Source organism: Streptomyces caniscabiei (assembly GCF_014930365.1).
GTDB classification, from domain to species: domain Bacteria; phylum Actinomycetota; class Actinomycetes; order Streptomycetales; family Streptomycetaceae; genus Streptomyces; species Streptomyces caniscabiei.
This window is the reverse complement of record NZ_JABXWI010000007.1, coordinates 319,940-342,449: the sequence shown is the minus strand read 5'-3', so window position 1 is coordinate 342,449 and position 22,510 is coordinate 319,940. Positions and strand designations below refer to the sequence as shown.

General features: G+C 70.7%; 10 protein-coding genes. 1 reads left to right on the top strand and 9 read right to left on the bottom strand.

The genetic code is table 11. The annotated features are described in order from the left end of the window. Positions 1 to 6 precede the first annotated feature (6 nt). A complete protein-coding gene (gene guaA, locus HW837_RS21500; RefSeq protein ID WP_060887733.1) occupies positions 7 to 1,587 on the bottom strand; it encodes a glutamine-hydrolyzing GMP synthase in 1,581 nt (526 codons plus the stop codon). Positions 1,588 to 2,397: 810 nt separating this feature from the next. Here guaA and HW837_RS21495 point away from each other — a divergent pair. Next, entirely contained in the window at positions 2,398 to 2,685 is a 288-nt protein-coding gene (locus tag HW837_RS21495) for a chorismate mutase (RefSeq protein ID WP_193380562.1), read from the top strand. A 411-nt stretch (positions 2,686 to 3,096) separates the two neighbouring features. Here HW837_RS21495 and HW837_RS21490 read toward each other — a convergent pair whose 3' ends face one another. The 8 genes from HW837_RS21490 to HW837_RS21455 form a co-directional block, all read right to left on the bottom strand. Beyond that, positions 3,097 to 3,837, bottom strand: a complete 741-nt coding sequence (locus HW837_RS21490; RefSeq protein ID WP_234442636.1) for a hypothetical protein — start codon at positions 3,835 to 3,837, stop codon at positions 3,097 to 3,099. A gap of 260 nt (positions 3,838 to 4,097) precedes the next feature. After that, a complete protein-coding gene (locus tag HW837_RS21485) occupies positions 4,098 to 5,879 on the bottom strand; it encodes a GMC oxidoreductase (protein WP_045559514.1) in 1,782 nt (593 codons plus the stop codon). Positions 5,880 to 5,918: 39 nt separating this feature from the next. Continuing rightward, positions 5,919 to 7,574 (bottom strand): succinic semialdehyde dehydrogenase, encoded by a 1,656-nt coding sequence (locus HW837_RS21480; RefSeq protein ID WP_093790425.1) that lies wholly within the window; start codon positions 7,572 to 7,574, stop codon positions 5,919 to 5,921. Positions 7,575 to 7,755: 181 nt separating this feature from the next. Next, the gene (locus HW837_RS21475; protein WP_193380561.1) at positions 7,756 to 9,648 is read right to left on the bottom strand and encodes a serine/threonine-protein kinase; all 1,893 of its coding nucleotides are present in this window, start codon (positions 9,646 to 9,648) and stop codon (positions 7,756 to 7,758) included. 78 nt (positions 9,649 to 9,726) lie between these two features. Continuing rightward, positions 9,727 to 11,118, bottom strand: a complete 1,392-nt coding sequence (locus tag HW837_RS21470; protein WP_045559511.1) for a diacylglycerol/lipid kinase family protein — start codon at positions 11,116 to 11,118, stop codon at positions 9,727 to 9,729. A 143-nt stretch (positions 11,119 to 11,261) separates the two neighbouring features. Next, positions 11,262 to 11,771, bottom strand: coding sequence for an Imm21 family immunity protein (locus tag HW837_RS21465; protein WP_045559510.1), 510 nt, complete (start codon positions 11,769 to 11,771; stop codon positions 11,262 to 11,264). After that, a complete protein-coding gene (locus tag HW837_RS21460; protein WP_093790426.1) occupies positions 11,752 to 18,636 on the bottom strand; it encodes an RHS repeat-associated core domain-containing protein in 6,885 nt (2,294 codons plus the stop codon). Before HW837_RS21460 ends, HW837_RS21465 begins: the two co-directional genes overlap by 20 nt. Before the next feature lie 208 nt (positions 18,637 to 18,844). After that, positions 18,845 to 22,504, bottom strand: a complete 3,660-nt coding sequence (locus tag HW837_RS21455; protein ID WP_193380560.1) for a LamG-like jellyroll fold domain-containing protein — start codon at positions 22,502 to 22,504, stop codon at positions 18,845 to 18,847. Positions 22,505 to 22,510: the final 6 nt, after the last annotated feature.

The following is a 22,510-nucleotide window of genomic DNA, read 5'->3' as shown; positions in this document are numbered from 1 at the left end:
ACGGGGCTACTCCCACTCGATGGTGCCCGGGGGCTTGCTCGTCACGTCGAGGACGACGCGGTTGACGTCGGCGACCTCGTTGGTGATGCGGGTGGAGATCTTCGCGAGGACGTCGTACGGCAGCCGGGACCAGTCGGCGGTCATGGCGTCCTCGGAGGAGACCGGGCGCAGGACGATCGGGTGGCCGTAGGTGCGGCCGTCGCCCTGGACGCCGACGGACCGGACGTCCGCCAGCAGCACCACCGGGCACTGCCAGATGTCCCGGTCGAGACCGGCAGCCGTCAGCTCCTCGCGGGCGATGGCGTCGGCCTCGCGGAGCAGGTCGAGGCGGTCCTTGGTGACCTCGCCGACGATACGGATACCGAGGCCGGGGCCGGGGAACGGCTGGCGCTGGACGATCTCCTCCGGGAGGCCCAGCTCCTGGCCGACCATCCGGACCTCGTCCTTGAACAGCTTGCGCAGCGGCTCGATCAGCTTGAATTCGAGGTCTTCCGGCAGGCCGCCCACGTTGTGGTGGGACTTGATGTTGGCCGTGCCGGTGCCGCCGCCGGACTCGACGACGTCCGGGTAGAGGGTGCCCTGGACCAGGAAGGCGACCTCGGGGCCCTCGTCGGCGATGATCTCCGCCTGGGCCTGCTCGAAGACGCGGATGAACTCGCGGCCGATGATCTTCCGCTTCTGCTCGGGGTCGGAGACCCCGGCCAGCGCCTTCAGGAAGCGCTCCTCGGCGTCGACGACCTTCAGCTGTACGCCGGTCGCGGCGACGAAGTCCTTCTCGACCTGCTCGGTCTCGTTCTTGCGCATGAGGCCGTGGTCGACGTAGACGCAGGTCAGCTGGGAGCCGATGGCCTTCTGGACGAGGGCCGCGGCGACCGCGGAGTCCACGCCGCCGGAGAGACCGCAGATCGCGCGCTTGTCGCCGACCAGCTCGCGGATGGCCTCGACCTGCTCCTCGATGACGTTGCCGGTGGTCCAGCTGGGGGTGATGCCCGCGCCCCGGTAGAGGAAGTGCTCCAGGACCTGCTGGCCGTGCGTGGAGTGCATGACCTCCGGGTGGTACTGGACGCCGTACAGCTTCTTCTCGTCGTTCTCGAAGGCGGCGACCGGGACGACGTCGGTGGAGGCCGTGACGGTGAAGCCCTCGGGGGCGGCGGAACAGGCGTCGCCGTGGGACATCCAGACGGACTGCTCGTCGGGGGTGCCCTCGAAGAGGGTGCTGCCGGACTTGGAGACGTGCAGGGGGGTGCGGCCGTACTCGCGCGCGCCCGTGTTGTCGACGGTGCCGCCGAGGGTGGTGGCCATCAGCTGGAAGCCGTAGCACATGCCGAAGACGGGGACGCCGGCCTCGAAGAGTGCGCGGTCGAGGCGGGGGGCGCCCTCGGCGTAGACCGAGGAGGGGCCGCCGGAGAGGATGATCGCCGCCGGGTTCTTGGCGAGCATCTCCGCGACCGGCATGGTGCTCGGCACGATCTCGCTGTAGACCCGGGCCTCGCGGACCCGTCGGGCGATGAGCTGGGCGTACTGGGCGCCGAAGTCGACGACCAGGACGGTGTCGGGGGCGGCGGCAGCGGGGTTCGCTGATGACACGGGGTGCCTTCCGGCGGGTGGGCGGGGGTCTGTGTGGTCCGAGTCTAGCGGGGCTCCCGCACATGACGTGGGCCCACCGAAGGCTCCGCCCCGGGCCCCTACGAGGCGAGCGAGTCCCAGAGGGCGTGAGAACGGCAGGGTGCGGCCTCGCGATGGCAGGGGCGACGCCCAAGCCTCGCGGCCGGCGGGGCGAGGCGACGGTGAGCGGCCGGGGCAAGGCCGAAGGCCGGGGCGGGGCGGAAGGCAGGGGCGGGGTCGGGGGGAGGCGCGGCGGGACGACGCGGAAAAGGCGGGGCAGGAGGCAGGAGCCGCAGCAGGGAGGCTGGCGGCGAGACCGGGCGCCAGAAGGCGTGGCGGAACGACACGGAAAAGCCGGGGCAGCAAGGCGGGAGGCCGAGCCGGGAGAGGGGAGAGGCTGGAGGTGAGGCGGGAGGCTGGAGGCGAGGTTGGGCGGCACGAATGCCTCGCGGCCGGCGGGCACGAGGCGACGGTGAGCGGCGGCGCGGAAGGAGCCGCAGGCGGGCGGGGCGGCGGCGCGGAAGGGGCCGCAGGCGGGCGGGGCGGCGGCGTCGAAGAAGCCGTGGGCGGGCGGGCACGGTGGTGGGGCGTGGCATACTGGCCGCATGCTTGCGCACTCGACCTTCCTCTTTAGCTATGGCACCGGGCCCACCGGCTGCCATGGTCGTGCTGCTTGAGCAACTGACAAGCGACTTCCCCAGGCGCCCCGGGCCGACAAGGTCCGGGGCGTCTGGCGTTTTCCGGGTCTTGCCGCTCCGGGGAGTTCCTCGACTTCCGACCAGGAGCCCAGAGATGACCATCACCTCCACCGAGAAGACCGGCGCCCATACCTCCGAGGCGGCCGGTGTGATCACCGGTGCCCGCGAGCGGATCGACGCCCTGGACGACCGGATCATCGGCCTGATCCAGGAACGCGTGGCGGTCTCCGCCGTGATCCAGGAGGCGCGGATCGAGTCCGGCGGCAGGCGCGTGAACCTGTCGCGGGAGATGGAGATCCTGGCCCACTACAGCGACGCCCTCGGCAAGCCGGGCACCGCGCTCGCCATGACCCTGCTGGAGCTGTGCCGGGGCCGCCTCTGACCGGCGCGCACCGGCGGCGCACGTACGTACGCCTGCTCTCTCACCCGTACGGCGCGTGACTGCCGTACGACACGCTTCGTTGGTGTCGGTGTCCGCGCCAGCCAGGTACGGGCCCGAAAGAACCACGCGTGGCTCCGCTGGAGCGATGAGGCGTCCGGATCGTGCCGGGCGCCGTGGGACCTCGCTCCAGGGTGGTGACCGGACGGCAGGGGACAGCAGCCCGGTCACCGAAGAGAACGGCCGGCTCCGGGGACGCCCGGGGCCGACCGGCGGAACTGCTCCGAGGTGGGCGTGACGGACACGGAGCCCGTCCTCCCCTCCTTCACGACACGGAGCAGATCCCCTCGTCAGCCGTCACCGGCGTCACCCGCGACCGGCGTCGGCCGTGACTGCTGTCGGCCGTGACCGGTGTCAGCCGGCGGCGACCTTCTCCAGCTTCTTGACCTGCGCGTCCAGGACTTCGGCGGGCACCTCGGCCTTGTCGGCGTCGAGCATGTTCATCGAGGAGAACGCGATGAGCGTCGAGCCGCTGCGCACCACCGTGAAGGACATCGGGATCTTCGTGCCCTCGATGTCGCCCTTCAGCTTGTACGCGACCGCCTCGTCCCCCTGCTCGGGGGCGGGGAGGGTCTCGATGCCGGAGTACTTGTTGCCGACCTGCTCATACTTGTCGCAGCTCTCCGTCGCCTCGCGGAGGTCGGCCATGACCTTCTCGGCGTCGCTCTGCTCGTGCGCGGCGAGGGCAAGGGCGATGACGCTGGCGGAGAGCTGGTCCACCGAGGTGACCCGGCGGCCGGTGCGGGCCTCCGCCTGCGGGTCGGAGGTGAAGAAGAACATGTTCGCGAGGGGCTGGCAGGCGGCCGGGTTCGCGGGAACGGTCTCGGCGGGCATGTCGTCCGCCGGCATGTCCGAGATCTTGTAGCCCTTCACGTCCCCCTTGGCGAGGGCCGCCTCCTTCAGCTGGGCCTCGGTCAGCGGGGCCTTCCCGGCGCCGTCGTCCCCGTTCTTCGCGTCGTCGGCCGAGGCGCTTCCCGCGACCGACGGCTTCGTCTCCGCCTTGTCCTCGTCGCCGCCCCCACCACACGCCGCGGTGAATCCCAGCGTGGCCACGACCGAGACGGCCACCGCCACCCGCGACATCGTCGACTTCATGTCCCCCACCTTCATGGTTTTCGTTTCATGCCTCACAGGGGCCCCACAGGCCCCATCGAACATGTATGTGACGGCGCGGGGCGCCCATCGGTTGTGCCGCTCCCGCCCTCTTCAGATGTGACTCGCATCACACGAAAAAACTGTCATCGCCAGGGCAACCCTTCGCACCACTCACCAGTCACATCTGGCACACGAGAGAAGAACCCGCGCTCGGAGGGGGGTGCGGGTCCTTCTCCGTAACTCTTCTTCCGCCGGGACGGCTACTTCTTCGGCGGCACCGTCGGTACCGGCATCAGCGGCAGCCGCAGCGCGCCGAAGGCGTCCGGCGGGACCACCGGGTGCAGGGGCTCCACGGGGGCGAGGCGCTCGTAGGCCTCGCCGGAAGCCGGGCGCCGGTCCGCCTCCCCCTTGTTGGGCCAGTACGACATCGCCCGCTCGGCCTGTGCCGTGATCGTCAAGGACGGGTTGACGCCGAGGTTCGCGGAGACGGCGGCGCCGTCGACGACGGAGATGCCGGGGTGGCCGTAGAGACGGTGGTACGGGTCGATCACGCCGTCCTCGGCGTCGGCGCCGATGGGGCAGCCGCCGAGGAAGTGCGCGGTGAGCGGGGTGCCCATCAGCTCGCCCACGTTGCTGCCCGCGAAGCCGTTGATCTCGGCGGCGATGGTGGAGGCGGCCATCGAAGCGGCCTCGATCTGCTTGGGGTTGGGCGCGCCGTGGCCCTGACGTGCCGTCAACAGACCCTTGCCCAGCCCCTTCGACTTCAGATGCGTCGAGAGGGAGTTGTCCAGGGACTGCATCACCAGGCCGATGATGGTCCGCTCCGACCAGCGGCGGTTCGAGAGCGAACGGGCCACCAGCAGGGGGTGCTTGGCCGCGTACCCCAGCCAGCCGAGGACACGGCCGGCGCCCGACGCGGTGGCGCCGGCGTACGGGACCTGGAGGATCGACAGGCCGCCCATCGCGTTGGAGCCCTTGCCGTAGCGGACGGGCTCGATGTGCGTGTTCTCGTCGGGGTGGATGGAGGAGGTGATCGCCACGCCCCGGGTGAAGTCGACCTCGGACGCGCCGTGCGCCTTGCGGTAGCGGCGGTTGTCGGTCTGGGCGCCGACCAGCGCTTCGGAGTTGGTGCGGGTCAGCATGCCCAGGCGGTCGGAGAGGTGCGGGAGTTGGCCGCCCGCCTTCATCCGGTGCAGCAGGGTCTGGGTGCCGTAGGTGCCGGCCGCGAGGACGACGCGGTGGGCCCTGAACACCCGGCCCGCGCCCTTCCTGCGGTTGTCGGTCGGGAGGGTCGTCACGGCGTAGCCGCCCTGCGAGTCCTCCGTCACGGCCACTACCGTCGTCATCGGGTGGACCACCGCGCCCGCCTTCTCGGCGAGGTGGAGGTAGTTCTCGTTCAGGGTGTTCTTCGCGCCGTGGCGGCAGCCGGTCATGCACTCGCCGCACTCGGTGCAGGCCTTGCGGGCGGGGCCGGCGCCGCCGAAGTAGGGGTCCTCGACCTGGTCGCCGGGGGCCGCCTTCGCCTTGCCGTCGGCGTCCTCGCCGTCACCGAAGAAGACGCCGACCGGGGCGAGGTGGAAGCTGTCGGCGACGCCCATCCGCTCGGCCGCGGCCTTGAGGTGCACGTCGGACGGGGTCATCGTCGGGTTGAGCCGTACACCGAGCATGCGGCGGGCCTGGTCGTAGTACGGCTTCAGCTCCTCCTGCCAGTCGGTGATGTCCTTCCACTGCGGGTCCTCGAAGAACGGCTTCGGCGGTACGTAGAGGGTGTTGGCGTAGTTGAGGGAGCCGCCGCCCACGCCGGCCCCGGCCAGCACCATGACGTTGCCCAGGAGATGGATGCGCTGGATGCCGTACATGCCGAGGGCGGGGGCCCAGAGGTAGTTCTTGAGGTCCCAGGAGTTCTTGGGGAGCGACTCGCGCGTGAACCGACGGCCCGCTTCGAGGACGCCTACCTTGTAGCCCTTCTCGGTCAGGCGCAGGGCGGTGACCGAACCGCCGAATCCGGATCCGACGACGATGACGTCGTAGTCGTACGACACGTGCTCTCCTCGTTGAGAACGGTGGGCGGGCCCGAAGACCTAGCGGAGCCGCAGCGCCTTCATCACCCTCAGGCTGCGGCTCATGAACTGGGCGTACTTCTCGTCGTCCATGCCCAGCGAGGGGGCCATGGGCAGCAGGCGCTGCTGGGCGACCGTCTGGGCCTCCGTGTACTTGAGGATGCCCTCGGAGCCGTGGCGGCGGCCGAGGCCGGAGTCCTTCATGCCGCCCATCGGGGACTGGACGGAGCCGTAGGCGGAGGCGTAGCCCTCGTTGACGTTGACCGTGCCGGCGCGGACGCGGGAGGCGACCTCGCGGCCGCGGCGGCCGTCCTTGGTCCAGACGGAGGCGTTGAGGCCGTACGCGGTGGAGTTGGCCTCCGCGACGGCCTCGTCCTCGTCCGTGAAGCGGTAGATGGAGACGACCGGGCCGAAGGTCTCCTCGGTGCAGACGGACATGGGTTCCGTGACGCCGTCGAGGATGGTCGGCTCGTAGAAGTAGGGGCCGATGTCGGGGCGGGCCACGCCGCCCGCGACGACCTTGGCGCCCTTCTCCACGGCCTCCTCGACGTGGCGGGTGACGGTCTCCAGCTGGCGTTCGCCGACGAGGGAGCCCATCTCGGCGCCGTACGCGAGGGACTTGCCGAGGCGCATGGCCCTGGTGCGGGCGGCGAAGCGCTCCAGGAAGGCGTCGGCGATGGCCTCGTGGACGTACAACCGCTCGATGGAGATGCAGAGTTGGCCGGCGGAGGAGAAGCAGGCGCGGACGGCGCCCGCCGCCGCCTTCTCTATGTCGGCGTCCTCCAGGACGAGCATCGCGTTCTTGCCGCCGAGTTCGAGGGAGACGCCGACGAGCCGGGCGGCGGCACCCTGCGCGACCTCGCGGCCGGTGCGGGTGGAGCCGGTGAAGGAGACGTAGTCGGCGTGCTTGACGACCTCGGGGCCGATGACGGGACCCTCGCCGAGGACGACCTGGAAGACGTCGGCGGGCAGGCCGGCCTCGATGAGGAGGTCGCGCGCCCACAGGGCGGTCAGGCAGGTCTCCGTGTCGGGCTTCATCACGACGGCGTTGCCCGCGACGAAGGCGGGGATGGCGTCGCCGACGGAGAGTTCGAGCGGGTAGTTCCAGGGGGCGATCTGGCCGATCACGCCGCGCGGGTGGCGGAGTTCGGTGACCTTGGTGAGGGTCGGCACGGCGCCCGTGTGCCGCTTCGGCTTGAGGTAGAAGGGGGCCTTGCGCCCGTAGTGGCGGGCGGCGACCGCGACGGCCTGGACCTCCTCGTGGGCGTGGAGGCGGGCCTTGCCGGTCTCCAGCTGGATGAGGTCGAGCACCTCGGCCTGGCGTTCGAGGACCAGGTCGTGGAAGCGGAGCAGGACGGCGGCGCGCTCCCGCACGGACCGCTGGGCCCAGACGGCCTGGGCCGCGCGGGCCCGCTCGTAGGCCCGCTCCACGTCCTCGGGGGTGGACTCCGGCAGGTCGGCGAGCTTCTCGCCGGTGAAGGGCGTGTGGTTGGCGGTGCGGCCGGAGCCGACCACGCCCTTGGTGAGCTGGGCGACCAGTTCGGGGGTGACCACGTCGGCCGCGGTACGGGCGCCCTGCGGGGCCGCCGCGAGGGGGTTGGTGCCGGTCGTCTCTGCCGTGCCGGTCGTTCCCGTGGTGGTCGTACCGGTCTTTTCGGGGGCCTGCGAGTCCGTCATGACGCGCAGGGTATTCCGGACCGGACGACTTTGGGTACCCGGCGGTAACAGGGTTTCGCATGGCGCGCACACCGCGCCAGTGATCGCTGGCAACGAAGTCGCTGATCAGGGCGGCGTGCGGTGCCGTGCGGCCGCGAATGCGGCGTCGATCACTTCCGGGTCCGACGGCGGCCGACCCGGCCTACGGTCCGATCTCCAGTCGCTGGCGTGCTCCCTTGAAGACGGCCGTGCCCTTCTTCTCGTCCGCCGTGCCCTTCGGCATGTCCACGCGCAGCTCGTACATCCGGTCGTCGTCGGTGCGGACGATCAGTTCCAGGACCCGGGTGGGGGTGCCGTCCAGGTGGTGGGTGGTGTCCGCGAGGACGGCCTCCTGGTCATGGAAGCTGGTGGTGGTGTATTGGGCGGTCGACTTCACGTCGCCCGTCACGATGTCCGTCGCGTCCTTGGCCTGTTCCATGGGTGAGGCGGGCGCCTCGTCCCACTGCGTCAGCCGCACCCGGACGACCTTCTCGCCCTCGTAGGTGACCACTCGGGGCTGTTCGTCGCCGCCGCCCTCCGCGCGGATCCGTTCGTAGGGGCCGGGGAGGGAGAGGACGGCGTCCATGGCCGCCTCGCGGTGGGCCACCCAGCGTGTGCCCGCCGTGGTGCCGGGGGTGGGGCTGGGGCTGGGGGACGCGACGCGGGCGTCCGCCCAGCCGACCTGGGGCTCGGCGACCTCGGTGACACCACTGTCCTCGTCCAACGCGACCCCGGCCCAGGCTCCCCCACCGGCCAGCAGGAGCCCGGCGGCGGTCACGGCGACGAGGCGGCCGACAGGGGCTCTGCGCCGGGGGTGCGCGGGTTCGGGGCGCACGACCTCGGTTTCACTCGGGGGCTCGGGGCGCACAACCTCCGTTTCACCTGCGGCCTCGGGGCGCACAACCGCCGTCTCAGGCGCGCGCTCCGGCGCATCCACCGGAGCGTCTTCCTTGTGCACGTCGTGCACGTCGCGCACGTCGCTTGCATCGGGTACGTCGTGTGCATCGCGTACGTCGCGGGCGTCTTCGTGATCCGCACCCCGTACCCCGAGCCGCAACGTCCCCGAGTCCTCGCCCAACTCGCTGAGGCCGAAAGGGGTCTGGGCGTCGGGTACGCGCTCCTCCGCCACGTCCCGCAGATACCCGGCGGTCTCCTCGGCGTCGGGGCGCAGCGCCGGGTCCTTGGTCAGCAGGCGTACGAGGAGGGGACCGAGAGGGCCCGCCCGTTCCGGCACCGGAGGCTCGGCGGAGAGGATCGCGGCGAGTGTGGACTCCAGGCTGGTGCGGCGGAAGGGGGACCAGCCCTCGACGGCGGCGTAGAGGAGGACGCCGAGCGACCAGAGGTCGGAGGGCGGGCCGGCGGCGCCGGGGCCGGCCATCCGTTCGGGCGCGACGAATTCGAGCGACCCGACGAACTCCCCTGTCACGGTGAGCGATTCCTCGCCCTGGACATGGGCGATGCCGAAGTCGGTGAGGACGACCTGGCCGTGCGGCCCGAGGAGGACGTTGGCGGGCTTGACGTCCCGGTGCACGATGCCGACCGCGTGCGCGGCGTGCAGCGCGCCGACGACGGCGAGACCGATACGGGCGGACTCGACGGGGCTGAGGGCGCCGCGCTTGAGCACCTCGTGGAGCGACTCCCCGCGGACGAGTTCCATGACGATCCACGGGGCCCCGCCCTCGACCACGACGTCGTGGATGGTGACGGCGGACGGATGGTCGACGCGGGCGGCGGCACGGGCCTCACGGTAGAGCCGGTTGGCGGCCCGCCGCCGGGCGTCGTGCTCGGGGCCGCCCGGACCGTCGGGACTGCCCGGGCTGCCTGGGCCGTGCGGGCTGTCCGAGCCGTGCGTGTCACCGGGAAGTCTGGGCTGTTTGACGGCGACCTCACGGTCGACGAGTTCGTCGACCGCCCTCCACACGGTGCCCATGCCGCCCGATCCGACTCGTTCCGCGAGACGGTAACGGCCGCCGACCAGACGACCGGTGCCGGTGGCCCGGGACGCCCTGCCTCCGGAGGGGAGTTCGCCGTGCGGATGTTCGCCGTCGTCGCTCATGCCCCATCAGTACCGTGCGGGGGCGGAGCTTGTCGACGCGGATCCGGTGGACCGGCGGTCCTAGTGCCGCGTCAGGCACTAGCGACGGCGGTTCCACAACTCCTGCGCCCAGCCGTACCGTTCGCGGTGCTTGGGCAGGGCGGTGCGGCCGACCGCGGCGGCGAGTTTGCGCAACCGGCGCCAGTCCAGCGGCGGTTTGGGCTCGGGGACACCGGGGCGGTCGCGGGGCACCCGGACACGAAGGGCCTTCGGCGAGACCCGGCAGTGGACGGGGGTCGGCAGCACGAGGGCCTCGCCGTCGACGCCGACCTCGATCTCCGGACGGTCGGCCTCCACGACGATCTCGTCAGCCACGAGGAGACTCAGACCGGGGGCGTTCGGGCCGAGCACCATTCCCGCGGCCTCGGCGGCACTGTCGACGCGGACGCCGACGACGCCGAGCACCCCGGCGTCGAGCCGTTCGCGGCGGCCGAGACCCACGAGGTCGTCGCTGCGGTAGACGTTGTTGCTGACGAGGACGGCCTGGGGCGCGTCGATGACGGCGTCCCCGATGCGGGCGGTGAGCCGTGGGCCCCGCTGGTGCGTGAGCAGTTCGGGCAGCAGTTCCAGGGTGGTGCGGACCTTGTCGTCGCGGTAGGCGGGGCTCTGCACGACGGCGGCGTACGCGCCGAACGAGGCGTTGTTGACGAAGGGGTGGCCGCTGGCGTAGCCGAGGTCGACATGGAGTTCGACGCCCTTGTCGGTGAGGGCGTCGAGGCAGGCGGCGGGGTTGTCGCGGTCGAGGCCGAGGTCCATGGCGAAGTGGTTGCGGGTGCCGGCGGAGATGACGAGCAGGGGGACGTCGTAGGCGGCGGCGATGGCGGCGACCTGGGCCTGGGTGCCGTCGCCGCCCGCGACGCCGAGGAGGTCGGCGCCGTTCCTGACGGCGTCCCGGGCCAGGACGGCGACGTCCTCGTGGCGCGCGGGGTCGAGCAGGTGGACCGTGGCACCGAGCCGTTCGGCGCGCTCCTTCAGCCGGAAGCGTTCGACCTTTCCGCCGCCGGACCTGGGATTCATGATGAGGAAGGGGCGGGTGGGGGCGGGGACGCGGTGCTCGGGGACGTGCACCAGGTGGGACTTGGTGCTGCTGAGGGCGAACTTGCCGGACCAGACGGCGACGCCCCACAGGGCGGCGGAGACGATCACGACCCAGAGCAGGTTGACGACGGCGAACCACCAGACGACGCCGACCGGCGCGGCCACGGCCAACGCTCCGGCCGCGACACGGGCGGGGCCGCGCCGGGTCAGTACCCACCAGAGCGAGGCCGCGGTGAGACCGGCGCCCAGCACGACCCCGGCGACGAGGAGGAGGCTCGCCCCGCGCGCGTAGCCGAGGGGCAGCAGCACGGCGAGGACCGCGCAGCCCAGTGCGGCCCTGGCCGCCCAGCGCTGTCTCGCGTGCGCCCGTACGTCCAGGTGTTCGATGCCCACGCTCGCTCGCCCTTCGCGCCGCCGATCATGCACTTGACACGGCATGTTAGGGGCAGCGGGTGGTGCAAAGCGATGTCCTCGGGGAGAACGGGCGGATGTCCGGTGGGCCACCCGAGCGGTGGCCCACCGGACCCGTTGTCCGGCTAACTCGCCTTCACCGGCACGAGCCGGTGGAGCTTCGCGGCGCAGTGCGGAGCCAGGGGGACCTCGGCGCTGTCGACACGGAATGTGCCCGCGTCGTGTTCGAGGACGAACACGCTGTCCTCGGTCGCCTCGGCCCCCGGGAGCGCAGCGTCCATGAGCGCCAGGCACCCGTCACTCTCCAGCAACGGGCCCTCCCGCCAGGCAATGGAATCGAGATCGACCTCGGAGGCATGCACCCGGAGGTCGTCCTCGGAGTCCGAGTGGATCCATTGGACGATCAGCGAACGCGCCTCCATGACCGTGGTCGCCAGGGGTTCGTCCCCGAGGACCACCACGTTCCGGCCCGGCAGCAGGTAGCACTCCGACCGTCCGGCGTCCGTCCCCTCGATGACAAGATCGTAGTCACCCTCGTATCCCGTCCACGAGGGAAGCAGCGATACCGGAGCCAGGAGGAAGGGACCGCCGTCCGTCTCCAGCCACTCACGGCCCTCAATAGCCCTTTGCCTCATAGAGCCCTTTCATCACCGATTTCAACCGGCCTGCCCAGCCTCCCTGTCGACTGCTGCAGGGGCGGCACTGCGGGTAGAGCCGCTGGGGCGTGCCATCCGGAACCCAGGAGCTGATCGGCTGGTGGTCGGGAACGAACCTGCCGTTACCGCTCGGGTCGAGTGTGCCGCAAGTATGGCATCCGAACCGGAAGCCCAGTTCGTCGATCTGGTCGTGCTCCTCATCCGTGAACCTCTGCGACTTGCTCCGCGCGGGAATGGACCCGCCCGCGTAGTTGCCGATGGGGCAGACCTGCTCCGGGTCGCTGCGACCGCCCCTGTTGTGGACGAGGAGGGCCTCGTCGCCGGCAAGCACGTAGTACGTATGCAGCTCGCTGACGGTGAGGTTGTGGACCGTGGCCGTCAGCTCGCTCCAGCGTTCGACGGCCGTGATCCGGACCCGTGTCCCCGCACTCGTGCTCAGCCACGCGCCCGACCGGAGATCCTCGGCCCGCAGCCACTCACCGAGTTCCGGCACCCAGAAGGGGTGGCCGTCGGTGGCGGTGACCGAGGCGGTCCCGGTGCCCTTCTCGCCGTCGGTGTCGATGGTGACCTCGACGAGGTTCTTGAAGCCGGTGCCCTTGATCTCGGCAGTGACCTTCTCGGCCCGGGTCTTCCCGGTCTCCGGGTCGGTGGCGAGGACCTCGTCGCCGATGTCGACGTCCTCGATCCTCTTCGTCGAGCCGTCGGCCATCAGCACGCGGGTGCCGGGCGTGAAGCTGTTGCACGACGAGGCCGCCGACTCGGCCGCGTCGGCCGTCTTCTTGCTCTTGCGCCAGTCCTTGAAGCCGCTCCAAAGCTTCTTGCCGAGCCCGACGACGCGCTTGCCCAGGGCGTAGGCCTTGTCGAGCCGGTACCAGTACTTCGAGACGAGCTTGCCGACGGGACCGCCGCCGATCAGCGAAGTGACGATGTTCACCGCGGTCGCCCCGCAGGAGCCGAGGCTGCCTGTGGTGAAGCAGTCCAACGCGTCCGTGATGCCCAGCTCGTCGGCGATGATCTTGCCGAGTTCTTTGGCGATGGCGATGGCGCGCTGCTTGGCCGCCTCCTCCTCCGCCCGGGCGTGGTCCGCCTTCGCCTGCGCGGCCGTGTAGGTGTTGCCGGCCGGGGCGGGGCCGCCCGTGCCGTCGGGGTTGGCGGACACCGCGCCGCGCTTGTGGCCGGTCGGCCAAGGGCCGCACTCCTGCCAGCCGCCCACGCACTCCGCGAGCCGCAGTCCGGAGGCGTCGCTGAAGGTGACTGGGTTGTTGTTGGAGTAGGCGTAGCCGTTGATCTGCTGTGGGTCGGTGTAGTCGACGATCGGGTCCGCCGAGATGAAGCGGCCGGTGTCCGTGTCGTACTCGCGTGCCCCCAGTGTCGTCAGACCGGTGGACCCCTGGATCGTGCCGCCTACGAAGCCCTTGTCGTTGACCCATCCGGTGGAGGACGACGTGGACTCGTCGCGTGCGTTGCCGAACGGGTCCGAACGGCGACGGGTCGTCTCGCCCGTGCCCGCGTCGACCGCCAGCTGGGCTGTGCCCTGGTGGTCGGCCGCCAGGAAGCGGACGCCGTCCGCCTCCCGCATCGCGACGGTGATCGAGGCGAAGGTGTAGTAGCGCGTCGCCGTCACCGTGGAGGTGGATTTCGCCAGGTGGAGCTCCATGCCCGGCAGGTAGAACGTCTTCTCGGCGGGTGTGTCCCGCAGGATCCGCTGCCCCAGCGCGTCGTACTTGTATGAGGTCACCGACCCATCGGCGTTCGTGACCTTCGTCAGCTCGCCCTGCCTGTCCCAGTCCAATGCCTGGGTGTCCCCGTCCAGCACGCGCGTCCTGGTGTTGCCGGACGCGTCGTAGGTGTAGGTGTCCTCGGAGGTGATCTGCGGAGTGGTACCGGTCGCCGTCGTCGTCTCGGTGATCGACGACACCGTGTGGGCGCCGGAGGTCCCTCCGTCCGGGCCTGAGCCCTTCTCTCCGTACCGGTACGAACGGGTCGACGTCGGCCCGCCGTTCAGCCCGTGCCGCACGTCGCTCGTGCGGTTTCCGATCGAGTCGTAGCCGTACTCCGTCCAGTACGGGGCCGCTCCCCCGACCGTGGAGGACGACGCGCCCGAGGAGCACGCGCTCTCCGATGCTCCCGTGCCCGACGCGCGGCCGGGAGTCACCGACGACGTCCACATGTCCGTCAGCCGGCGCATACCGTCGTACGCGAAGCACTGCACGTCGCTCGTGCCGCCGGACGGGGTGTCAGCGACGGAGAGGACGTCGCCCACGGCGGTATACGTGTATCTCGCGTCGTACGCGACGCTCGGCGCACCCTGCACGTCCATCCGCGAGCGGGTCAGACGGTCCGTGCCCTGCTCGAAGGTGTTGGTGATCCACGTCTTGGGGGCCGACGAGTCCCCCGTGGACAGCTCCAGTTGTTCCAGGTTCGAGGTCGGGGAGTAGGTGACGTCCGACACATAACTGCCGTTGCCGCCGCCCAGGGAGGTGTTGAGCGCGACAGGACGCTGCAGCTCGTCGTACCTGTACGACAGCGCCTCGCCCGTCAGACCGCCCGCCGCCGGCAGGCCCTGGCCCTGCACCGTGCCGTCGTCGTTGTACTGGGTGGTGAATTCGTACGTGCCACCGAGCTGCGGCTCGGCCGTCTTCGACAGGAAGTACTTGGTCGAGACCGGCTTGTAGTCGTTCTCCGGGTCGAGCGTCGGATAGGTCACCGACGAGTAGACCGCGCCGTCCCTGTAGGTGTAGACGCCGTACAGCTCGCCCTTGGCGACCGTGTCGTATCTGGTGACCGAGAGCCTGGTGCCGGTGGTGGCATCGCCGTCCCAGGTCGAGACAGCGCGGCCCAGTTCGTCGTACACGGTCGAGGTCCTGTTGCCGTTGACCGTGTACGAGGTCTGCCGGTCCAGTTCGTCGTACGTGAACGTGGTGTCACCCGCGTCCGGGTCCGCCGCCGACTTCTTGCGGCCCAGCTGGTCGTAGGTGTAGGACCACGCGTTGCCCTGGTTGTCCGTCACATGCGACAGCAGGCCCGCGTCTGTGTAGTCGTACGTGGTGGTGACCGCGTCACCGGACGCCGGGTACTGGATGCGGGCCGTGGTCCGATCCCGCGCGTCCGTCACGACGGTCGACTTCGTGCCACCCGTGGGCGGGGTCGTCGTGACCCGGTCGCCGCCGTACGCGTACGTCGTACGGTACTTCTCGACGCCCTGGACCTTGAAGATGGTCGCCGTGACACGGCCGACCCCGTCATACTCCGTCACCGTCTGCGCGTCGAGGTCGGCGTCCACCGGCTCGAAGAGCGTGGCAGACGGGGCACCCGCGGTGGAGTAGGTGTCGTTGACCTTCATCACACGGCCGGAGCCGTCGTACAGAGTGTCCGCGACCATACGGCCGCCGTCGGCGCCCTCGGTCTGTACCTGGCGGGGCCTCAGAAGGCCGTCGTACAGAGACCACTCACTGCCGTACGACGTGCCGTCGTTCTCGATCCGCTGGGTGTGGACGGCCGTCGGAGCGTCGTCGCCGCGGACCAGGTACTGGTACTTGATCGAGGCGCTCAGCCCGATGCGGTCCGGCAGCCAGACGGAGGTGAGACGGCCTGCGCCGTCGTAGGCCAGCTCGGTGCGCTTGCCGTTCTGGTCGACCTTCGCGCTGGGCAGACCCCTCTGGGGGGCGTACTCGGTGGAGGTCGTCCAGCCCAGCCTGTTCGTGGTCGTCGACTTCGTCGCCAGACCGTATGTGTCCGTGTAGGTGGTGGAGGAGGTGTACGCCGTCGCAGACGACGTCGTCTGCGCGTCCTTCACCACCAGTGGGCGCCCGTGGTCGTCGTACGTCGTCGCCGCGGTCGTCCGGTACGTGGCCGTCGTGCCGTCGTGCGCCGACAGCTTCTTGGTCATGGTCGCGTCGCCCTTGGTGGGGGCCGCGCCCAGGGTGGTCGAACCGTCGTAGTGGGTCAGCTCGTCGGAGATGACGTCCGTCCTGCGGTTCGGCGTCGTCGAGCAGTCGACGCCGACCTTCTCCACGCGGGAGACGTACGAGTAGAGGTGGAGGCTCGCGTTGTCGGCGTACTCGGTGCGGGTGCACTCGTTGTCGGCGACGCCGACCTCGCCGTCGTCGTCCACGCGGATGGCGCGGCCGGCCTCGTCGTCGTAGGCGGTGGTCGACTTGAGGTGGCGCCAGTTGCCGGAGCCGAGGGAGACGTAGGTGTCGACGGAGCCGGGGCGGAGGTAGCGCGCCCGGCGGGTGCCCCAGTCCTCCACGCGGGTGGCCGTGACGTGGGTCCAGGGCAGCGTGACCGCCCGCTGGGTGATGTCGGAGCCGTTGTAGGTGATCGTCTCCAGCTCCTGGCCGGCCTTCCAGTCGGAGTCCTCGTAGGAGGTGCCGGCGGAGTCCTTGACCGTGGCCGAGCGGGAGTCCCCGTCGGCGTCGACGTCACCGTCGAGCCCTCGGAAGAAGATGTGCTCGGCCCTGGTGTTCGCGGCCGAGTTGGTGCCGCCGGAGGTCTCGACACGGACCCGGCCGTAGCCACGCCAGTCGCCCCAGGTGCGGAACTCGGCGGTGGTGATGCCGTCGGGCCTGACCTTCCGCCAGCCGGCGTCGCCGAGGTAGGTGTACGAGGTGATCTTCTCGGCGTTGCCGCCGATGAGGTCCTGCTCCACGACGGAGGCGACGACGTACTTGTGGAACCAGTCGACGATCGGCTCCTCGGCACCCGGCGGACTCCACTTGACCGGGAAGCAGCGCTTGGTGGAGGAGTCCTCCGCTGGCAGGGTGCTCGACGTGCACTGGGTGTCCGCGTAGTTGACGCTGAGGACCCCGCCGGTCTCGTTCTTCACTGCCGACAGACGGAAGCGGTGGAAGGGCTGGATGTTGTCGCCGGCCACGTCGACCCGGCTGGCGAGCTGCTGGCCGTAGAGCTCCACGGACGGCATCGGGACGTCGGTGCCCACCTTGCCGGTGTGGTCGATGGCTTTCAGCCACAGCGACTTGGAGCCGTCACCGTTGTCGGTGAAGTCGTGGGAGAGGGCCCACTCGTCGACCGCCGAGTACGTGGAGTCACCGGTGCGGATCTGCGTGGTGATCTTCGTGAGCTTCTTGCGGGTCCAGAAGGTCGGCGAGTTCTGCCCGGCGCACTTGGTGTCGGCCTTGCAGTTCTGGTCCCAGGGCACGTCCGGCCAGTCGGCGGCCGTGGCGTCCGTGAGGTCGGAGGCCTCGCAGTCGGTGAGGTCGCCGACGCAGCGCTCGGCGGTGGTGAAGACGACACGGGCGGACGGCTCGGTCGAGTAGACCTTGCCGGCGCGCTGACCGTAGTCGATCCGCTTGAGGTACCCGCCGCGGACGTACGCCTTGCCGTTCTCGCCGGTCTTCAGACCCTGCGTGTAGTGGTTCGTCTCCTTGCCGTAGTAGTACGACATGACATTGCCGTGCGGGTCGATGACGTGGTCGAGGTTCCAGCGCCAGGCCTGGACGCAGTGGGAGTCGGCGAAGGCCGCGGCGTGGCAGGGCTCGCCGGAGTCGTCGCCGTACACGGGGACGGTCCAGGTGGAGGCGGTCTCCTCCTTGCCACTGCTGTAACCGGGGAGGCGGCCCAGGCCGAAGAAGTACTGGGTGCCGTCGGTCGTGGTGACCTTCCAGTGCTCACCGTTGTTGTCGCCGTTGGTGGCGTCGGTCAGCTTTTCGACCTTGGAGTTGTCGTCACCGCTGACCCGCCACTCCCCGGTGGTGTCGTCCTTGACGATCTCGCCGGAGGTGCCGCCCGCGAGGGACAGCGTGGCGTTGTCGTACGCCCAGCACTGGTCGCCGTACGTGTCCTCGTGACCGTCGTCGGCGCAGGCCTTGTAGTTGCGCTCGATGAAGCCGGGCTCGTAGGTGAAGCCCTGGCCGATCCACGAACCCTGGTTGTTGGTGGCCGCGGTCTGGCCGTCCACCGACTGGGAGTTGTAGGAGAGGCCGACGTTGGGTTGCGAGCCCCCGGGGACGGGCGGGGTGGTGAGCGGGTACGACCAGGTGAAAGCGCCGGACGAGGTGTCGACTCCCCACTCGGAGGACGCCTTCAGGCTCGTCGCCTTGTAGTCGCCGCCGTCGCCCTCCGCGCCGGCGGTCGCCGCCAGCACGGTCGCCGAGGATGTGCTCGCGGTCGCGGCCCGCACCAGCTGGGTCCCGGTGCCGGCCGTGTCGCCGGCCGCCGTGACCTTGGCGGTGAGGGTCTGCTGCGCCGCGTTGTTGGTGCTCCTCAGGAACGTCGGCGTCGAGCAGCTCTTCTTCTCCGGCGTGGTCAGCACACAGTCCGGGTACTGCGCGAGGCGCAGCCGGGAGCCGTAGCCGCCGCCGAACGCGTCCGCGAAGGCCGAGTAGTCCAGGGCGACCTGGGCGGTGCCCCTGCTGTCCTCGCCGTCGGCGCGGGCGACCGTGAACAGGACGCCGTCGACACCGGCCGCGGTGGTGGCCTTGCGGCCGAGGACCTCGACGCGGAGGGAGTCGGCGGCGTCTCTGCCGCCGGTGGCCCTGGCGGTCAGGGGGAGGCCCTTGGCCCGGGTGGCCTTGTCGCTGCTGAGGGCGACTTCGGCGGTGGCCGCCTTGGGCCAGGCGGTCTTCTCCGCGTCCTTGACGGCGGCCTTCGCGGCGTCGTCGCCCTGCTTGAACCTGTCGGGCTCGGCGTTCTTGCCGCGGACCGGGTCGTCGAGTTCGGTCTGGGTCTTGGGCTTGGTGAGGCCGTCGTTCGCGGCGAGGGCCTGGGGGGAGTACTGGGGCAGCAGGCCGATCGACAGCGCGAGGCCGAGCACGAGCGCGGCGCGGCGTCGGCCGGTGCGCCAGGCCGGTCTCGGGGACCGGTACCAGGGGGGCGAGGACATGACGTCTCCCGTCAGGAGGGGATCGGGAAGAGAGGGGGTGGAGGGGGAGGGGTGGAGTGGGTGGGGCCGGGGCGCTACGGGCGGGCGCGGTCGGTCGGTTGCGCGGCCACCGGCCGGTGGGGGCGCTCGCGCGGTTCCCCGCGCCCCTGAGGGGCGCGGGGAACCGCGCGATCAGCCACGGACGGTCAGCGGACGAAGAACGGCCTGGTCATCCTTCGCTGATGCTGGAGCCCGACGGCATGACCGCCACCAACGTCACCAGGGACGCGTCCAACGGCCCCTGGTACATGCGGACTTCGTCGACCGCCCCGGAGAAGTACTCGCTCCCGGCCGTACCGGTGAGGGTGCGGCCGACCTGGAGGCGCGTGGTCGTGAAGTCCCACGTGTTGTCCCAGGGGGCCTCCGCCACCGCGACGCCGTTGACGTAGAGCAGCACGTCACCGAAGACCGCGTTGTGGACGAGCGCCAGATGGTCGCCGTCGCCCTCCGCGCTCGGCAGGTCGCCGTTGTCGAGAACCGTGGTGACCGCCGGGGCCGCCGCGTCCGCGTCGGTCACCCTCAGCTGCCAGCGGTTGCTCGCGGCCAGGTACTTGACCGTGATCGCGCTGCCCTTGGCGCCGGACAACGAGAGCACCGTCTGGTCCGCGGTGGAGCCGGGCGCGGCGAGCCGGGCGCGGGCGGTGAGGGTGAAGCTGTCCTCCGCGGAGAGCACGCCGGCGGCGCGGGTCGCGTAGGCGTTCGTGCCGTTCAGCGCCAGGTGCCCGTCGCCCCACAGCGGCTCGGCCGGGGGTACGCACTCCGGGTCGGCCTCGGGGTCACAGGAGTCGTCGGGCAGGTAGACGGAGGCGCCGCCGCCCAGGGTGAGACCGGTGCCGCCGTCGACCTCCGGGGAGAGGCCGGACGCGGACGCGTCGAGCGGCCAGTAGGCGAGCTGGTGGGGCCGGATACCGCCCAGCTCCTGCCCCTCGGCGGGCGGGATCACCCGGTCGTGGATCTTGACGTCGGCGACCGTGCCCTTGAGGTGTCCGAGGTAGCCGTCGAGGGCCAGCTTGCGGCCGATCTGTACGGCGCCGCCCGCGTTCCAGGTGGTGCGGCGGGCCTGGACGTCGTCGGCGACCAGGACGCCGTTGACGTACAGCATCATCATGCGCTGCTCGGCGTCGTAGACCCCGATGAGATGCGTCCAACTGCCGGGGACGGCGGCGGCGCCCGAGACCTTCCAGGTGCCGAGCGACTCGATGTCCCCGTAGGGGATGCGGAAGGTCCACGACGCGGAGTCCACGTCGTAGCCGAGCTCGAAACCGGGCTGGGCGGTGCCGTCCTGGCTGACGACGGTCATGTTCTCCTTCGGCAGCGAGGGCAGCATCACCCAGGCGCCGACGGAGAAGGTGCGGCCGGTGTCGACGGCGGGCTCGCCCGCGTCGAGCCAGGCGTTCTCGGTGCCGTCGAAGGAGACGGCGGTGTCGGCGGAGCCGAGCGGTCCCCCGGCGCCGAAGGTCACACCGGAGCCGGCGGTGGCGTCGGGCGCGTCCCCGCTGCCTGCGGCCTTCGTGGAGCCCCTGGCGTCGCCGAGGGTCCAGGCCGCGACCGGTGCCCGGCCGTCGCTGACGAGGAAGACGTGCACCGTCGGGGTCTTCTGCGCGTTGCCCGCGCCGTCGACGGCCGTGACGTGCAGCGCGTACGTGCCCTCGCTCGGCGGCATCCAGCGGACGGTCGCCGGGCCGCCGGTGGACTCGGCGGCCACCGTCTTCGGGGTGTTCACCGCGTGCGGGCCGGTGAAGCGGTACGTGTACTTGGTGACGTCGGCGGAGGGGGAGTCCATGGTGAAGCTGCCGTAGTCGCCGGTGCCGACGTGCCAGGCCTCGTCGTCCGGGTAGGCGGCGGAGGTGACGGTCGCCGACTTGGGCTGCGTGGGGTCGTAGATGAACTCGCAGCGGGTCTGTGTGCCGTCGGAGGACCAGGCGCCGTAGGCCTCCTGGTCGTAGCCGCGCACGGCCCAGCCGATGACGGTGTTCTTCGGGAGGGTGAAGCCGGCCTCGCCGTCGTCCTTGACGTCGCTGCCGATGGTGTAGAAGAACGTCGCCTGACCGGTCTGGGTGATCTTCTTGCTGACGTTGGTGGTGGCGCGCTGACCCGTCGTGGCGTAGTGCGTGACCGTCTGGCCGTCCTTCTCCCAGAAGACCTTGAACTGGGCTTGGAGCTTCTCGGAGTTGGAGCCGGTGTCGTTGTGGTCGTGGTCCTTGAGCACGACACTGACGCGGGGCGCCTCGGTGACGTAGTGCTCGGTGGCCGCGCCGAACTCGCAGGACCCGCCCGGCTTCATCTGCAGGGCGTCCTGGTCCGGCTGCAACGGCGGCCGGTTGTAGGTCACTTCGAGGTGGGCGTTGCCGCAGAAACGCTTCCAGTACGAGACGTCCGACTCGTTGGTGGCCTTGAGGCGGAACGTGGTGGTGTCCCAGCCCTTGTCGGCCGCGGTCCGGATGGTGCCCGTCACGCCGAAGCGCACGTTCTGGTTGGTCGAGGTGCACGAACCGGCGGTGTCTGTGGGCGACTTGGCGGTGATCGTGTCCTTCGAGGGGGGCTGGTTGGACCAGTTCGTCCTCGAACTGATCGCGCTCGCGCCGGTGCTGTTGACGCGGGCCAGCTGCACCTCGCGCGCGGAGTCGCTGTAGGAGTGGACCAGCGTCACGGCGAACTGCGCCTCGACGATGTCCTTGCCCTCGAAGGCCCCGGTCGGGATGGCGAAGAACTGCCGCTTCCTGTCGCTGCCGCTGGAGCAGCGGAAGGAGACGTTGGAGGGGCAGAGGCCCACGCCCTCGTCGTCGTCGAACTTCCAGAAGGAGTCGGACGGGGAGTCGGAGGACACCATGGTCCAGCCGGTGCGGTTGGCGGTGCGGAACACGGGGTCGATGTAGACCGGGTACACCGTGTCGTCGCCGGTGAGCAGGTCCGCGTCGGGGGTGAGGGTGACGCTGTCGGAGTCGACGGCCACCTCCACGTCCTCGACGGTGGCGCCGTCGGGCGGCGTGATGTCCTCGCCGGGGGCCGCGGGGGTGTCGGCCGGTTCGCCGGTGCCCTCGCTGGAGTCCCACATCAACGGCTTCGGCGCCTCGAAGACCGCGCCGCCGGAACCGCTGTCGGTGGCGGTCAGACCGCCGCCGGCGCTCTCCGTCAGCTCCACCGAGGTGGTGTCGACGGGGAGTTCGAGGGTGGCGAGGTCGGGGTGGGCGGCGGCCTCGGCGTTCTTGACCACGAGGACGTGGGAGAAGCCCTCGGCGTTCGCGGTGACCTTGAGGTCGACGCCGGGCAGGACGTCGCGGTAGGTCGCGGTGGAACCGTCGATCCTGGGCTCGGGCAGGGTGCCGGGCCAGTCGAGGGAGAGGGCGCGCCCGTCCTTCTCGATCTCGGCGAAGGTGCGGTCGCCGCCGCCGGAGAAGGCCATCGCGGTGACGGCGGCCCTGGGCGCGTAGGTTCCGTTGTCCCGCTTGACCAGCGTGGTGTCGATGTCGGTCCACGCGCCGTTCTTGCGGGTGCGGACCGGCTGCACGTACTCGGTGACGGTGAAGGTGCCGTCCGGGTTGGCGACCGTCGTGCTGCGCTCGTCGCGAAGGCCGGTGATCTCGACCTTCTTCCCGGTCTTCGCGGCACGGTCCTGGGCGGCGTCCTCGGTGAGGGCCGTGGCGGAACCCTTGCCCGCCTTCTCGGCGGCCTTGTCCGTGGCGACGGCCGCGGCCGTGGGCTCGGGGGCGGGGGCGTTGCCGAGCGTCATGACCAGCAGGGCCGTCAGCGCGGTGGCGACGGTGAGCGAGCGGACCGGCCGTCTGCCGCCCACCCCTTCTTCCGCACCTCTGTTCGAACGGAACGTCATCGCGGT